The organism is Lactobacillus delbrueckii subsp. jakobsenii ZN7a-9 = DSM 26046 (assembly GCF_001888925.1).
Lineage (GTDB): Bacteria > Bacillota > Bacilli > Lactobacillales > Lactobacillaceae > Lactobacillus > Lactobacillus delbrueckii.
In genome coordinates this window covers 1,800,730-1,814,440 of record NZ_CP018218.1, presented here as the reverse complement: position 1 = coordinate 1,814,440, position 13,711 = coordinate 1,800,730, and the positions used below count along the sequence as shown (strand labels likewise).

The window sequence follows — 13,711 nt, the reverse complement described above, 5'->3', positions numbered from 1 at the left end:
CTTAAGCCTCGTTGATGTGGTCTCTTAAGTAGCTATATTGCATGGCGTCTTCCAGCTGGCTGGTGTCCACGCCTAAAACTTGGGCCAGGGCATAGGCAAAAGCCCAGGAAGTGGCCGGCCCCCGGCTGGTGACCAGCTTGTGGTCCTCGTCAATGACAGCTGGGGTGTCGACGTAGGTGCTGGCCGGGTTTTCACTGGCAACTTGTTCTTTAAAGTCCGGGTGGCTGGTCCACTTGGCTTCTTTTAAAAAGCCGTACTTAGACAAGGCAATCGGGGAGGCGCACATGGCGGCGTTCCACTTGCCGGCCGCGAAGCGCTGCTTCATCAGCCCGGCCAGCTTCTCGCTTGCTCTTAGGTGCTTGGCGTTCGGGGCCCCGCCCGGGAAGGCGACCAAGTCGTAGTCAAGTAAGGATTCGTCCACTAACTTGTCGCAGGTAAAGCGGATGTCGTGTCCGCCAGTGATGGTCAAGTTGTCCAGAGCCACCATATCGCAAGGGATGCCCAGCCGGCGCAGGACGTCGACCTGGCTTAAGCCTTCGATTTCTTCACATCCATCTGAAAAAACAATTGCTGCAGTTGGCATAGTTTTCTTCTCCTTTTTTCTAAAAATCACTTGCTCGTGCTTTTAATTTTTTGCTAATGATTTGCTACCTCCTATTGTACAAAATTGCGGTCAGCTTGTCGCTGAAAGCGGGCTATTTTCAGCAATTTGCAATTGCCGGCTGTGATCGTTTAAAATGGATACGGCTTTTTCCTTTGGAAAAATAAGCAAATCAGTGAAAAAACAGAAAAGAGCAAACAATGCAGTTCAGTTACCTCATCATCTTAGGCGTTCTGGCCGGCATCGTGGCGGCGGTGGCCAGCATGGCGTCGCTTGTCTCTTACCCGGGCCTGCTGCTCTTCGGCCTCAGCCCGGTCAGCGCCAATATGACCAATACGGCGGCCCTGGTGACGACCGGCTTTGGCTCCTTGTCCTCCTGCTTAAAGGAGATGCGGGGGCACTGGGGGGAGCTTTGGCGCTATGCCTTCTTCCAATTGACCGGGGCCTTAATTGGGGGCTGGCTTTTAGTCCAGTTCCCGGGAAAAATCTTTCAAAAATTAGTGCCCTTTTTTGTCCTTTTTTCAGCTGGCCTGCTCCTTTACAGCGGCCGGCAAAAGCAGCCAAAGCAGGCGACCAAGCTGGGAAGAATTGGGGCTTATTTTGGCTTGTTCGTGGCCGGGATCTATGCCGGCTACTTTGGAGCGGCGTCGGGCGTTTTGACCTTGATCTTTTTGACGGCTTTAAGTGACTCTTCTTTTGTCGTCATCAACGCCATTAAGAGTGTGATCGGTTCTTTAGCCAACCTGGTGGCTCTGGCGCTATTTGCCTTTAAGGGCGGGGTCAACTGGCCAGTAGCTTTTCCTTTGGCGATTGGCCTCTTTATTGGTGGCTATTTCGGGCAAAAAATGATTAAATATCTAAAGCCTGCCTGGGTCAGGTGGATCACGGCTTGCTTCTCGGTTCTTTTGGCCATTTACCTGGGCTGGCGGGCCTGGGGTTAACTACCCAAGCCAGGCAAAGTAAGTTAGAATAGTTATTGATTGATTTAAGGAGGACGGGCATGAAAACTGAAGTTTATCTGGTCAGACATGGGGAAACGCTTTTTAACCGCCTGAACAAGGTACAGGGTTGGTGCGATACCCCCTTGACCATCAAAGGAATTGACGATTTAAAGAAGACGGCTGCCGCCCTCTCTCAAATTCATTTTGACAACATGTACTCGTCAGACTTGAAGCGGGCGATTGACACCGTCCACTTGATGAAGGACGTCAACCAGGTGTCTAAGATTGGTAAGATCAAAAAGCTGCCGGAATTCAGAGAAGTTTTTTACGGTTCTTTTGAAGGCGGCAGCATTGATGATATCTGGCTCAGTGTTTCTAAAGCCGCGGGCATTCCAGCAACCACTGACGTAAAGAAGATCATCGATACCATCGGCATCTACAAGTTCCGGGAAGTCACTAAAAAGGCTGACCCCCTCCATTTGGCCGAAAGCACGGAAGAACTGGAAACCAGAATGTGCCGGGCCATCAAGGTCTTGAGAAAAGAGACCAGCGGCGAAGGCCGGGTCTTGCTGGTTTCCCACGGTGACTTTATCAAGACCCTGGGGATCAAGTACTGGAAGGAAAGCGACGGCCTGCATGACATCACCTTCCCGGACAACGGCAGCGTCAGCCGGGGGATTTTGGACGAAGAAGGCAATTTTGAAATTGTCGACTACAACTGCAAGGCTGAAGATTTATGAACAAGGAGACAGACTAGAAGATGAAGTGGGATACGCATACTTTTACGCTCGTTTTGCTGGTGATCGTGGGCCTGTGGGAATTTGCCCGGGGCTATAACATCCAGCAGATGGGGAAGAAGGACAGCCTGCCAGCCAAGTCCTACTACCTGACCGGGGCCGGCATCCTGGTCGTGGCCATTTATTACGCGGTAAAGTTGTGGGGCTAATATGAACGTTCATTCCTGGTGGGTTCCTTATGCCATCTTGCTTTTCGGCATCTGGGATTTAATTACCGGCATCACGCGACTGCGCCGGCAGAAGCAGGGCGTCAAGCAGAAGGGGCTGGGGGGCAAGGCTTTTGTCCTCTTAGGCATCCTCTTCATCATTACTGGAATCTGGGCTTTTTGGCTCTAGGAGGCAAAAAATTATGGCAAAGTTGGCACTGCTGAGGCATGGGGAAAGCCAGGCCAATGCGGCAAACGTATATACAGGCTGGAATGACGTCCCCTTAACGGATAAGGGCCGGCGGCAGGCCTGGGCAGCAGGGGAGAAATTAAAAGAAGTCGGGGACTTTCACCCGACTATGATTCACACCTCCCTTTTGTCGAGGGCAATTGAGACGGCGAATATCGCGGCCGAAGCCGCGGGCTTTTTATACCTGCCGGTTGCAAAGACCTGGCGGCTGAATGAACGCCACTACGGGGCCCTGCGGGGCCTGGACAAGGACGTGTCCAGGAAGATTTTCGGCAAAGAGCAGGTTTTAGAGTGGCGGCGGGGCTTTGACGCGGTTCCGCCAGCGCAAGGGTCACCAACTATCGACCGCCGCTATTTGGGAGTGGACCCTCAGCTTTTGCCAAGAGCGGAGAGCCTGCACCAGAGCCAGCTCCGCCTGTTGCCTTACTATGAAGACGAGGTGGCCAGCCGCTTAGTGGCTGGGGAAGACCAGCTGATCGTGGCCCATGGCTCCAGCCTGCGGGCGCTGATCAAATATTTAGAAGACATCAACAATGTGGATATCCTCAAGCTGGAGGTGCCTAACGCCCAGGCCATTGTCTATGACTTTGACCAGGAGCTGAACATTGTGGATAAGATGATCACCAGCTGATTACAAAAACAGGCCTCAGCCTGTTTTTTATTTTGCCTTTTTCTTCTTTTTTTACTCGGAAAAATCAGCGGTTATTGAAAAACTTGACATCGCTTTTGGGAGTGTTACACTTAGTCACGAGTTATTAGAAAACTTGTGAAAAGATTTTATAAACGGAAAGTGTGATAAGATGCCAGTAATGACAGCCCAAGAAGTGATGGATTTGATTCCCAACCGCTACCCGATCTGCTATATCGACCGGGTGGAGGAATTGGAAGCCGACAAAAGGATCAAGGCCGTGAAGAACGTGACGATCAACGAGCCCTTTTTCCAGGGGCATTTCCCGGGAAATCCGGTGATGCCCGGGGTCTTGATCATTGAAACTTTGGCCCAGGCGGCCTCGATTTTGATCTTGAAGTCACCGGCCTTTTACAAGAAGACTGCCTATCTTGGAGCGATCCACCAGGCCAAGTTCAGAAGGATGGTCCGGCCGGGCGATGTTTTGGAAATGGAAGTGAAGATGCTCAAGGTCCGGGCTAAGACGGGGAGCGTGGCGGCAGTGGCTAAAGTGAACGGGGACCTGGTCTGCCAGACGGAACTGGTCTTTATCGTGGGTGACCGGGACGGCAAGGATATGCAGGCGAAAAATTAGAAAAAGCAAAAATTTATGGCGACTTTTGCCAGATTGCTAAATGTCGGGGGCAATCTATGGTAAAATCTATTCTGATATATTCAAAATAGATTTTTTAAAATGGAGCTAGATATGCGCAAATTATTTCTTTTGAGAGGCGCGCCCGGCTCTGGCAAGTCTTCATTTATCGCTCGGCACCACTTATCGCCGTACGCGATCAGCGGGGATGCGATCCGCCTGCTTTTGGCGAACCTGACCGTTTACTATGACCAGAAGACTGACGTTCTGCACCAGGTTATTCCGCGGCATGTCACGGAACAGACCAAGCGGATGAAGGACAACTTGGTTGAGCACAAGATGTCCTATGGGGAAACTGTCATCGTGGACGGGACCCACATTGTCGCCAGCGAGATCGATCACTACAAGAAGTGGTGCGAGAAGTACCATTACGAGTGCTATGTGGTTGATTTTATGCAGAACCAGACCCTGGAAGGTTTGTTGAAGAGAAACCAGATCCGGATGCAATACGACTGGGTGAAGCCGGAAGTCATCACGATGATGTACAATTCTTACAAGGCGCACCCGGAGCTGCCCAAGTGGGTTAAGGGGATCAAGCCCAACCAGATGGAGCAGGCCCTGCAGCAGAGAGAGAACAATCTGGACCATTATTCACATGTGATTGCCATACCTGACGAGGTGGCGGAAGAAGATTTTCCACATGTGCACATTTCCAACTTCTACTTCTCTTTCAGCGACAAGTTCAGTGAAAAGTACGGGACTTACCGGAATGTGGTGACGATCGGCAAGACCAAGGAAGAGGTGGTCGACGAGTTCCGTCTGCCATACTTTGCCTTTAAGTTCCACCACAAGCACTTTTTGATTTCGGCCTACCCGATCAGAAACGAGATGCTAGACCCGGTCAAGAAGGTCAAGGGGACCTGGTCTTACACGACCGGCCTTTACAACGTGGCTGACTTTATCAGAGAATTTCCGAAGAACAAGGAATCACACGTTCACCAGTTTAATTTGAGCAATCTGGACCGGACCAGACTTTTGTACATTTGGTAAAAGACAGAGAAAAAGCTTTTCCCCAGGATTGCGGGGAAAAGCTTTTTTCATGTGATTACACTAAGCTGACAGACTTGAATCACAAACAGCTGGTTTATCACTTCTTGTTTAGAAAACGGGCTGCGAGAACGGTGGATGCCTTGATCATGCCAGAAGAAGGGGGGACGCGGACGGAAAAATACGTGGACCTCAATAATGACTGGCTGCCAAAAGCAGATCAAAACATCGCTATTTTGCTGACGCATTTGAATGCCAAAGACGTGATTCAATGTTTTGTTCAACACTAAATTTCCATACATACCAAAAAACGAGTTGCGCGATGCAACTCGTTTTTCATATCTATTCAAATCTATTAGAAGTCGAAAGCCAAAGCGCCCATTGGGTCCCATGGCAGAAGTTCGATTGGGTTTTCCTTGCCTTCGTCGTAAGCCTTCTTAACGTCTTCTGGCAGGAAGGCCTTGTTCAAAACAGCCTGGTAAACGAATTGGTCGAACCATTCGTCGCTCATGACGAAGTAGCCCTTGAAGCCTGGTTTGTCACCCCATGAGTTTTCGATCTTCCACTTAGTTGGCTTGTCGTCAACCAGGTCAACGGCAGTGATAACCATGGCGTGGTTCATCATGCTTTCGCCTGAGTCCAAGCGGTCAGCCTTGCTCATTGAGAAGTCGTAGTCAAAAAGCTGGTCTCTTTGGTAGATCTTAGTGTCCAAAAGCCCGGCTTCCCGGTCACCGCCCTTGGAAACGTCTGAACCAAACCAAACAACTTCGCCTTGCTTCAATTGGTTGATGATCAGTTCCTTGAACTTGGACAGTTCCAGGTTGAGGTGGCGGACTTGCCGGCCGCCAACCACGTTGCCCAGGTATTCAACTGAGAAGACCTTGTTGTATGGCTTGTCAGCAGTAGGCCCGTTGATAACTGAGATGTAGTTTTCCAGGTCCCAGCCAACGTACTTCTTGAAGAAGTCTTGCGGGGTGATGTCCTTGTCGATGTGGTAGTTGCCGTCATCGTCAGTGTATTCAAAGTTGAAGCTCTTTGGCGGCAGGCCCAGTGAAGTAGCCAGCATGCGGAAGATAGCGTCCAAAAGTTCAGCCTTGTGCGCCTCTACTTCTTCTGCACTCTTGCCTTCGTTGACCAAAGCCCGCAGTTCCAAACCGCCCTTGCGGAGCATGGTGTTCAAAGTGTCATTCAAAGCGCGGGAGTTTTCTGAGTTAGCAGTTTCCGGGTAAACCTTCTTCGGCACGATCCCGTACTTTTCAATCAAGCCGCAGAGCATGTCCCATTGCCCGCCGTCTGATTGTGGAGTGGCAAAGAGGAAGGAGACCTTCCGGTCGCCCAGTGGCTTGTCAGCTGAGCCGATCACGTTTTTAAAGAAGAAGTTTGACTTTTCAAACTTGTCCCAGAAGAAGGTGTAGCTCTGTGACAATTCAAAGCCCTTCAGCTTGAATTCCTTTTGGATTGAGTGACGCATGGTGTTCAAAGCACTGAACATCCAGCAGCGGCCTGACTGCTTTTGGTTGGTAACTGAGCCAGTGTCGATTTCCACTGAGAAGGTCGGGTCCAGGTCAACCTTGCTTTGGCTGCTTTGGCTGGCCTTGAAAATCCCGTTGGTTTGGGCAGCGTTGGCAGCTACCCCGTAAGCTGGGTGCTTGCTCAAGTTGCTGGTGAAGTTTTCGATCGTGTCAAAGCTGATTTCTTTTGACATCCTATTGCCTCCTGTTTCTCTTTTTTCTTTTTAAAAAACTGTATAGGCTCATTTTAGCCCATAAAAACAAGGCCGTCTATCAAAGCAGCTTAATTTGTTGGTTTCCCGGCCCAAATGTTCGTCAATTCCCCGTGCTTTTGACAATAAGCGATCACTTGCGGGTCTAAAGGCCAAACTTTTAAGCCCGTCTCCTGGCAAAGCTTTTCTACTTGCTTCATCACTTGGTCCAAAGTTCCTTCTGGTTCCCCCGGCGCGATAAAAAGCTGGTTCATGGCCCAAACTGGCCCGCTCTTTCTCTCGATCAAGAGGAGGGGACTTTTGGCAACCAACTGGCCGTCAGCCTTGATTTCAATGACTTTTTCTCTTTCTTCTGGCATAGCTTTTCCTTTCAAAGCGGCAAATATTTTGCGGTCCTTGCCTTTTTCTTTGTTGTCTTAACTAGTGTAAAATAGATGTCTAGATAATTAAAGGAGCAAAAAAACATGAACAAAGTAAGAGGCTTTGAAGTAGTTAAGAAGTATGAAGGACAAGGCTTGACCCTGCCCCGCCGGCAGACTTTGGCCAGCGCCGGCTACGACATCGAAGCTGCCCGCGACATCACCATCCCCAGCATCTGGAGCCTGAACTTCGTCAGGATCTTCCGCTTGATCAGAAACGGCCATGACTTGATCGAAAGCGACTTTTTGCAGGCTGAAGAAGTCTTAAAGCCGATCTTAGTCCCAACTGGCATCAAGGCCTACATGCCAGAAGACGAGGTCCTGATCCTGGCCAACCGGTCCTCCAACACATTCAAGCGCAACCTGTCCTTGCCAAACGGGATCGGCGTCATCGACAGCGACTACTACAACAACCCAAACAATGAAGGGGAGATCTTCGTCCAAGTCTTGAACTACGGCGTCCGTCCCCTCAAGATCAAAAAGGGTGAACGGATCGCCCAGGGTATCTTCATTAAGTACCTCAAAACTGATGACGACCAGCCAATCGAAAGCCAGCGCTTAAGCGGCTTTGGCTCAACCGGCAAGAAGGGCGGCAAGTAATGGCCAGAGCTAGAACCCAGTACAAGTGCCGGTCTTGCGGCTACATCTCCGCTTCTTACCTGGGCCGGTGCCCGAACTGCGGTGCCTGGAACCAGTTTGAAAAAGAAAGCCAGGAGGTCCGCCAGACTTCTACTAAAGCTACTCCCAGCCGCTTGATGGCCAGCGTGGGTGCTAAAGAAGCCGCTAAAATGTCTACCGTCAAGGCGGAAAAAGAAGAGCGGGTTTTAACCAAGTCATCTGAACTTAACCGGGTCTTAGGCGGCGGGATCGTACCAGGCTCTTTGGTCTTGATCGGCGGGGACCCCGGCATCGGCAAGTCCACTTTGATGCTGCAGATCATGAGCGAGCTGGCCGAAAAATACCAGGTCCTCTACGTCTCCGGGGAAGAATCTGCCAGCCAGATCAAGCTGCGGGCTGACCGGCTCGGCCTGGGCCAAAGCCCCATGCTTTTATACCCGGAAAGCAACATGGAACACATCCGCGACCAGATCGACGACGTTAAGCCAGATTTTGTCGTGATCGACTCCATCCAGACCATGAACGAACCCAGCCTGGACTCCATGGTGGGCTCAGCTTCCCAGGTCCGGGAAGTTACCGCGGAACTGATGAAGATCGCCAAGCTGGACCAAGTCACTGTCTTTGTCATTGGCCACGTGACCAAGGAAGGGTCCATCGCCGGGCCGAAAATCCTGGAGCACATGGTTGACACCGTCCTTTACTTTGAAGGTGACGAGCACCATGCCTACCGGATTCTGCACTCAGTCAAGAACCGTTTTGGGGCGGCCAACGAAATCGGTATGTTTGAAATGAAGACCGAAGGCCTGGCAGAAGTGACTAATCCTTCCGCGGTCTTCTTAGATGAACGCCTGCCCGACTCAACTGGGTCAGCCGTGGTCGTTTCTTTAGAAGGTACCCGGCCGATCTTGGGCGAAATCCAGGCCCTGGTCACCCCAACCGCCTTCGGCTATGCCAAGCGGACTACTTCGGGCCTGGACTACAACCGGGTCTCCCTGCTTTTAGCCGTTTTGGAAAAAAGGGGGAACCTAATGCTGCAGAACCAGGATGCCTATTTATCAGCCACTGGCGGCATCCGCTTAAACGAACCGGCCATTGACCTGGCCATCGCCATGGCCATTGCCTCTAGTTACTATGACAAGGAAATCTCCGCGACTGACTGCTTTGTCGGGGAAATCGGCCTGACCGGGGAAGTCCGCCGGGTCAACCAGATCCAGGCCCGAGTCAAGGAAGCCGGCAAGGTTGGCTTCAAGCGGATTTTTATCCCGAAATACAATATGAGCCCGGCCTTGCAGGATTTGGGGATTGAGGTAATCCCGGTCTCCAGCGTCCGCCAAGCCCTCCACTACCTTTTCTCATAGAGAAAACGAATGTAATATTTCATACGATTCACACTTTTATCTTGCTAAAATGCTGGTAAGAACTACAATGTAGTATATGATTGAGGATAGATGGAAAGGGAAAATATTAATGACAGTTCCAGTATTTTATTCAATTAGTGACGACTTCACCCCATACGCGGCTGTCTCACTGCACTCTTTAGTCAAGCATGCTGACCCAAAGCGTGACTACACGGTAACCTTTTTGCACCAGGGCTTAAGCCGGGACCATGAAAAGGCCCTGGCCGCTTATAACAGAGACAATGTCCACATTAAGTTCTACGAGATGTCCGACGAACTCCTCAAGCCAATCCAGGACCGGAAGGAGAACTACTTGCGGGGCGACTTCTTTGCCATGTCCATTTTCTACCGCCTCTTTATCCCGGACCTCTTCCCGGAATACGACAAGGTAGTCTACATCGACAGTGACACGGTCTTAAATGACGACATTGCCAAGCTTTATGACCATGACTTAGGTAATAATCTCCTGGGCGCCTGCACTGACACTTCCATCCAGTTCGTGGAAAAGATGCTCCGCTATATCAAGGAAGTCTTGGCTCTGGATCCGAAGGAATACATCAATTCAGGGATGCTGGTCATGAACGCCAAGGCCTTCAGAGAGGAAAACTTCGTTGACAAGTTCTTCAGCCTCTTGGGCCGCTACCACTTTGACTGCATCGCCCCGGACCAGGACTACCTAAATGAAATCTGCTCCGGCCGGATCAAGTACCTGGACGGCCGCTGGAACGCCATGCCAAACGAAAACACCGCGGCCTTGGAAAATCCTGGCCTTATCCACTACAATCTCTTCTTTAAGCCTTGGCGCTTTAGCGGGATCCAGTATGAAGACTACTTCTGGACCAACGCCGAAGAAACCATCTTTGCGGATGAACTGAAGGCAGAGCTGGCCAAGACGACCGATGAAGAAAGGGACACCGAATACCACAAGCTGGACCACATGCTGGGCAAGCTAGACACGACCCTGCAGGATCCCCACAACTGGGCCCGGGTTAAGGAAAATGAGCAGGTAACTTTATAATTCAGAAGAAAAGCTTTCCAAAATTCGTTTTTGGAAGGCTTTTTTAGTAAGTTCTATGTTTATGATCCAGAACCAGGTGACTGGGAGCGCAGATCATCCGCCTGCACACCCGATTAAAGCGCCTGCCTTTAGCCAGCCAGCTCCGGGTGCGGGTCCACTTCGGCCATGCAGGAAAAGGAAGAATTAAAGCAGTACTTGATCGACCACCTGGATGAAGCTATTGAAAAGCACTACCTGCAGGTTTACTACCAACCAGTCATCCGGACCTTGACCGGCCGCCTCTGCGGGGCGGAAGCCTTGATCCGGTCAAGGGATTCTTGTCACCGGACGACTTTATTCCCCTCTTTGAAGAGATGAACTTGTCCTACAAGGTTGACCGTTATGTCATCCAAGAAGTTGCCCAGGGCCTGCGCGGGCGTATCGACAAGGGAGAAAAGCTCGTGCCAGTTTCCATCAACTTGTCCCGGGCAGACTTCCAGATGATGGATCCTTTGACCGAATTAAACCAGGCCATGCGGAAAAATGGCTTGCGCTGGTTCCTAGTCCGCGTGGAAATCACCGAAAGTGCCTTATCTAAGGATGTTGCTGGCGGCCATTCACAACTTCCGCCAGGCCGGTTATGAAGTCTGGATGGACGACTTTGGTAGCGGCTATTCTTCCTTAAGCTATCTCAAGAATTTTGAATTCGATGAGATCAAGCTGGATATGATCTTCATGAAGGACTTTGACGAAGCTTCAAAGAAGATCCTAACCGCCTGCGTGAAGATGGCCAAGGACCTGGGAATCCATACTTTGGCTGAGGGGGTTGAAACTAAGCAGCAGTTGGACTTCTTGCAGTCGATTGGCTGCGAGCGAATCCAGAGCTTTTACTACAGCAAGCCCTTGCCAACCGGTGAGTTTGCCAAGCTGGTGGCTGAAAAGAGGATCGAAATTGAGAACTGGCAGTAGAGCAAGTTCTACCAGTGTGTTGGCCTGGTGGACTTGGCCTGCGACAAGCCGACCTGCCTAGACAATGGCAGCCATTTCCGCTTGCTTTATGTCAACGAAGAATTTCAGAAAGAAGTCAAGCGGGCACCGGCAGTCTTTAAGCAGATCGTTAATGAATGGAACAAGCCGGAATCAGAAATTGCCAAGCGGCTGCAGGCCTTTGCTAAAAAGGTTGACCAGGGTGAGGCAAGCTACTTTGACCTTAAGCAAACCGAACAATATCTCCGCCTTAGTGCCCAGCAAATTGCCAGACACGAAAATTGCCAGATGCTCCTGATCAACGCCAGCGAGATCACCGTGCAATACCTAAAATAAGCAAGAAGCAGTCATTTGGCTGCTCCTTTTTTTACTTTCAACCCGTAAAAAAGTTGAAAAAACAAAAAAATTCAAAAAACTTTTTATGCATTTAACCTAGAAAAGACATAGAATCCGAACAATTTTTCCGAAAAATCAATTTTTTTAAAAGTGCGCGAGGATTTTGAAAAACAAAAAAGGAAACAACCTTTACAACACCTCCTGGCGTTTGGCAGAAAAGACAATTAAAAGGCAAAAGTTGACGAAAAAGGAAAAACAAGGTAAAGTAGTAAATATCTTCAATGCAAGCAAGAAGCGCTTTCGTAAAGAAAGGCAATTGAAGGCAAAAAAATATCGAAAACTTGTTGACAAGAATCAAGCAAGCGAGTAAGATATAAAACGTTGCGTCACTAAGACGCAAGTTGGTACTTTGAAAACTGAACAAAGTTTCGCAGTGTGCGGGTCAAACAATGTTTGATCCAAACAAATAAGCGAAGTCAATTCGCAAGCAAATAATCTGGAGCAGATTAAAAAGACTCAATTTTCAAATTGAGAGTTTGATCCTGGCTCAGGACGAACGCTGGCGGCGTGCCTAATACATGCAAGTCGAGCGAGCTGAATTCAAAGATCCCTTCGGGGTGATTTGTTGGATGCTAGCGGCGGATGGGTGAGTAACACGTGGGCAATCTGCCCTAAAGACTGGGATACCACTTGGAAACAGGTGCTAATACCGGATAACAACATGAATCGCATGATTCAAGTTTGAAAGGCGGCGCAAGCTGTCACTTTAGGATGAGCCCGCGGCGCATTAGCTAGTTGGTGGGGTAAAGGCCTACCAAGGCAATGATGCGTAGCCGAGTTGAGAGACTGATCGGCCACATTGGGACTGAGACACGGCCCAAACTCCTACGGGAGGCAGCAGTAGGGAATCTTCCACAATGGACGCAAGTCTGATGGAGCAACGCCGCGTGAGTGAAGAAGGTCTTCGGATCGTAAAGCTCTGTTGTTGGTGAAGAAGGATAGAGGCAGTAACTGGTCTTTATTTGACGGTAATCAACCAGAAAGTCACGGCTAACTACGTGCCAGCAGCCGCGGTAATACGTAGGTGGCAAGCGTTGTCCGGATTTATTGGGCGTAAAGCGAGCGCAGGCGGAATGATAAGTCTGATGTGAAAGCCCACGGCTCAACCGTGGAACTGCATCGGAAACTGTCATTCTTGAGTGCAGAAGAGGAGAGTGGAACTCCATGTGTAGCGGTGGAATGCGTAGATATATGGAAGAACACCAGTGGCGAAGGCGGCTCTCTGGTCTGCAACTGACGCTGAGGCTCGAAAGCATGGGTAGCGAACAGGATTAGATACCCTGGTAGTCCATGCCGTAAACGATGAGCGCTAGGTGTTGGGGACTTTCCGGTCCTCAGTGCCGCAGCAAACGCATTAAGCGCTCCGCCTGGGGAGTACGACCGCAAGGTTGAAACTCAAAGGAATTGACGGGGGCCCGCACAAGCGGTGGAGCATGTGGTTTAATTCGAAGCAACGCGAAGAACCTTACCAGGTCTTGACATCCTGCGCTACACCTAGAGATAGGTGGTTCCCTTCGGGGACGCAGAGACAGGTGGTGCATGGCTGTCGTCAGCTCGTGTCGTGAGATGTTGGGTTAAGTCCCGCAACGAGCGCAACCCTTGTCTTTAGTTGCCATCATTAAGTTGGGCACTCTAAAGAGACTGCCGGTGACAAACCGGAGGAAGGTGGGGATGACGTCAAGTCATCATGCCCCTTATGACCTGGGCTACACACGTGCTACAATGGGCAGTACAACGAGAAGCAAACCCGCGAGGGTAAGCGGATCTCTTAAAGCTGTTCTCAGTTCGGACTGCAGGCTGCAACTCGCCTGCACGAAGCTGGAATCGCTAGTAATCGCGGATCAGCACGCCGCGGTGAATACGTTCCCGGGCCTTGTACACACCGCCCGTCACACCATGGAAGTCTGCAATGCCCAAAGTCGGTGAGATAACCTTTATAGGAGTCAGCCGCCTAAGGCAGGGCAGATGACTGGGGTGAAGTCGTAACAAGGTAGCCGTAGGAGAACCTGCGGCTGGATCACCTCCTTTCTAAGGAAAACGGATGGATGGAGAGCAGAAATGCTAAGAGAAGTCCACCAGTTACGGAAGCACACTGCAAAAGAAACTTTGTTCAGTTTTGAGAGTATCAGCTCT

The 13,711-nt window shown here is 50.3% G+C and carries 19 protein-coding genes and 1 rRNA gene; 17 read left to right on the top strand and 3 right to left on the bottom strand.

The features are described 5' to 3' along the window. Nucleotide 1 precedes the first annotated feature (1 nt). Complete coding sequence (locus tag LJ046_RS09285; RefSeq protein ID WP_002879748.1) at nucleotides 2-583, bottom strand: DJ-1/PfpI family protein; 582 nt, start codon at nucleotides 581-583, stop codon at nucleotides 2-4. A gap of 218 nt (nucleotides 584-801) precedes the next feature. On the opposite strand from LJ046_RS09285, the gene LJ046_RS09280 reads away from it, so the two are divergent. The 8 genes from LJ046_RS09280 to LJ046_RS09245 all read left to right on the top strand — a co-directional run bounded on the left by LJ046_RS09280 (nucleotide 802) and on the right by LJ046_RS09245 (nucleotide 5,331). Continuing rightward, entirely contained in the window at nucleotides 802-1,542 is a 741-nt protein-coding gene (locus LJ046_RS09280; RefSeq protein ID WP_002879749.1) for a sulfite exporter TauE/SafE family protein, read from the top strand. Between the two features lie 59 nt (nucleotides 1,543-1,601). After that, the gene (locus LJ046_RS09275; RefSeq protein WP_002879750.1) at nucleotides 1,602-2,282 is read left to right on the top strand and encodes a histidine phosphatase family protein; all 681 of its coding nucleotides are present in this window, start codon (nucleotides 1,602-1,604) and stop codon (nucleotides 2,280-2,282) included. A 20-nt stretch (nucleotides 2,283-2,302) separates the two neighbouring features. Continuing rightward, entirely contained in the window at nucleotides 2,303-2,488 is a 186-nt protein-coding gene (locus LJ046_RS09270; RefSeq protein ID WP_002879752.1) for a hypothetical protein, read from the top strand. Between the two features lies 1 nt (nucleotide 2,489). After that, a complete protein-coding gene (locus LJ046_RS09265; protein WP_002879755.1) occupies nucleotides 2,490-2,675 on the top strand; it encodes a hypothetical protein in 186 nt (61 codons plus the stop codon). Nucleotides 2,676-2,688: 13 nt separating this feature from the next. Beyond that, on the top strand, nucleotides 2,689-3,366 hold the full coding sequence (locus tag LJ046_RS09260; protein ID WP_002879756.1) for a 2,3-bisphosphoglycerate-dependent phosphoglycerate mutase: 678 nt from the start codon (nucleotides 2,689-2,691) through the stop codon (nucleotides 3,364-3,366). Between the two features lie 169 nt (nucleotides 3,367-3,535). Continuing rightward, nucleotides 3,536-3,997, top strand: coding sequence for a 3-hydroxyacyl-ACP dehydratase FabZ (gene fabZ / locus LJ046_RS09255; RefSeq protein ID WP_002879757.1), 462 nt, complete (start codon nucleotides 3,536-3,538; stop codon nucleotides 3,995-3,997). Nucleotides 3,998-4,108: 111 nt separating this feature from the next. Further along, entirely contained in the window at nucleotides 4,109-5,044 is a 936-nt protein-coding gene (locus LJ046_RS09250; protein WP_002879758.1) for an AAA family ATPase, read from the top strand. After that, nucleotides 5,038-5,331 (top strand): hypothetical protein, encoded by a 294-nt coding sequence (locus LJ046_RS09245; protein ID WP_002879759.1) that lies wholly within the window; start codon nucleotides 5,038-5,040, stop codon nucleotides 5,329-5,331. The genes LJ046_RS09250 and LJ046_RS09245 overlap by 7 nt, the downstream gene beginning before the upstream one ends. A gap of 65 nt (nucleotides 5,332-5,396) precedes the next feature. Here the strand turns inward: LJ046_RS09245 and pepC are convergent, their stop codons facing one another. Further along, complete coding sequence (gene pepC, locus LJ046_RS09240) at nucleotides 5,397-6,746, bottom strand: aminopeptidase C (RefSeq protein WP_002879760.1); 1,350 nt, start codon at nucleotides 6,744-6,746, stop codon at nucleotides 5,397-5,399. Nucleotides 6,747-6,835: 89 nt separating this feature from the next. Further along, nucleotides 6,836-7,123, bottom strand: a complete 288-nt coding sequence (locus LJ046_RS09235; protein WP_002879761.1) for a hypothetical protein — start codon at nucleotides 7,121-7,123, stop codon at nucleotides 6,836-6,838. 105 nt (nucleotides 7,124-7,228) lie between these two features. Between LJ046_RS09235 and LJ046_RS09230 the strand changes: the two genes are divergently transcribed. From LJ046_RS09230 to LJ046_RS09195, 9 genes are all read left to right on the top strand, one after another. Continuing rightward, nucleotides 7,229-7,783: a dCTP deaminase/dUTPase family protein gene (locus tag LJ046_RS09230; RefSeq protein ID WP_002879767.1), complete on the top strand. Its 555-nt coding sequence runs from the start codon at nucleotides 7,229-7,231 to the stop codon at nucleotides 7,781-7,783. Beyond that, complete coding sequence (gene radA / locus LJ046_RS09225) at nucleotides 7,783-9,159, top strand: DNA repair protein RadA (RefSeq protein ID WP_002879768.1); 1,377 nt, start codon at nucleotides 7,783-7,785, stop codon at nucleotides 9,157-9,159. The genes LJ046_RS09230 and radA overlap by 1 nt, the downstream gene beginning before the upstream one ends. A gap of 109 nt (nucleotides 9,160-9,268) precedes the next feature. Next, the gene (locus LJ046_RS09220; protein WP_002879769.1) at nucleotides 9,269-10,216 is read left to right on the top strand and encodes a glycosyltransferase family 8 protein; all 948 of its coding nucleotides are present in this window, start codon (nucleotides 9,269-9,271) and stop codon (nucleotides 10,214-10,216) included. Between the two features lie 165 nt (nucleotides 10,217-10,381). After that, on the top strand, nucleotides 10,382-10,573 hold the full coding sequence (locus tag LJ046_RS10090; RefSeq protein ID WP_002879770.1) for an EAL domain-containing protein: 192 nt from the start codon (nucleotides 10,382-10,384) through the stop codon (nucleotides 10,571-10,573). Between the two features lie 2 nt (nucleotides 10,574-10,575). Continuing rightward, entirely contained in the window at nucleotides 10,576-10,839 is a 264-nt protein-coding gene (locus tag LJ046_RS10565; RefSeq protein ID WP_250637455.1) for a hypothetical protein, read from the top strand. Continuing rightward, nucleotides 10,796-11,164, top strand: coding sequence for an EAL domain-containing protein (locus LJ046_RS10560; RefSeq protein ID WP_052001653.1), 369 nt, complete (start codon nucleotides 10,796-10,798; stop codon nucleotides 11,162-11,164). The genes LJ046_RS10565 and LJ046_RS10560 overlap by 44 nt, the downstream gene beginning before the upstream one ends. Nucleotides 11,165-11,197: 33 nt before the next feature. Beyond that, nucleotides 11,198-11,518 (top strand): cyclic diguanylate phosphodiesterase, encoded by a 321-nt coding sequence (locus LJ046_RS10230; protein WP_196767765.1) that lies wholly within the window; start codon nucleotides 11,198-11,200, stop codon nucleotides 11,516-11,518. Between the two features lie 163 nt (nucleotides 11,519-11,681). Further along, nucleotides 11,682-11,888, top strand: coding sequence for a hypothetical protein (locus tag LJ046_RS09200; RefSeq protein ID WP_072557740.1), 207 nt, complete (start codon nucleotides 11,682-11,684; stop codon nucleotides 11,886-11,888). 154 nt (nucleotides 11,889-12,042) lie between these two features. Continuing rightward, nucleotides 12,043-13,606 (top strand): 16S ribosomal RNA (locus LJ046_RS09195). Nucleotides 13,607-13,711 lie beyond the last annotated feature (105 nt).

Coding starts and splice junctions, on each gene's coding strand:
- LJ046_RS09285 (WP_002879748.1), bottom strand. CDS start 583: ATGCCAACTGCAGCAATTGTTTTTTCAGATGGATGTGAAGAAATCGAA.
- LJ046_RS09280 (WP_002879749.1), top strand. CDS start 802: ATGCAGTTCAGTTACCTCATCATCTTAGGCGTTCTGGCCGGCATCGTG.
- LJ046_RS09275 (WP_002879750.1), top strand. CDS start 1,602: ATGAAAACTGAAGTTTATCTGGTCAGACATGGGGAAACGCTTTTTAAC.
- LJ046_RS09270 (WP_002879752.1), top strand. CDS start 2,303: ATGAAGTGGGATACGCATACTTTTACGCTCGTTTTGCTGGTGATCGTG.
- LJ046_RS09265 (WP_002879755.1), top strand. CDS start 2,490: ATGAACGTTCATTCCTGGTGGGTTCCTTATGCCATCTTGCTTTTCGGC.
- LJ046_RS09260 (WP_002879756.1), top strand. CDS start 2,689: ATGGCAAAGTTGGCACTGCTGAGGCATGGGGAAAGCCAGGCCAATGCG.
- fabZ (WP_002879757.1), top strand. CDS start 3,536: ATGCCAGTAATGACAGCCCAAGAAGTGATGGATTTGATTCCCAACCGC.
- LJ046_RS09250 (WP_002879758.1), top strand. CDS start 4,109: ATGCGCAAATTATTTCTTTTGAGAGGCGCGCCCGGCTCTGGCAAGTCT.
- pepC (WP_002879760.1), bottom strand. CDS start 6,746: ATGTCAAAAGAAATCAGCTTTGACACGATCGAAAACTTCACCAGCAAC.
- LJ046_RS09235 (WP_002879761.1), bottom strand. CDS start 7,123: ATGCCAGAAGAAAGAGAAAAAGTCATTGAAATCAAGGCTGACGGCCAG.
- LJ046_RS09230 (WP_002879767.1), top strand. CDS start 7,229: ATGAACAAAGTAAGAGGCTTTGAAGTAGTTAAGAAGTATGAAGGACAA.
- radA (WP_002879768.1), top strand. CDS start 7,783: ATGGCCAGAGCTAGAACCCAGTACAAGTGCCGGTCTTGCGGCTACATC.
- LJ046_RS09220 (WP_002879769.1), top strand. CDS start 9,269: ATGACAGTTCCAGTATTTTATTCAATTAGTGACGACTTCACCCCATAC.
- LJ046_RS10090 (WP_002879770.1), top strand. CDS start 10,382: ATGCAGGAAAAGGAAGAATTAAAGCAGTACTTGATCGACCACCTGGAT.
- LJ046_RS10560 (WP_052001653.1), top strand. CDS start 10,796: ATGTTGCTGGCGGCCATTCACAACTTCCGCCAGGCCGGTTATGAAGTC.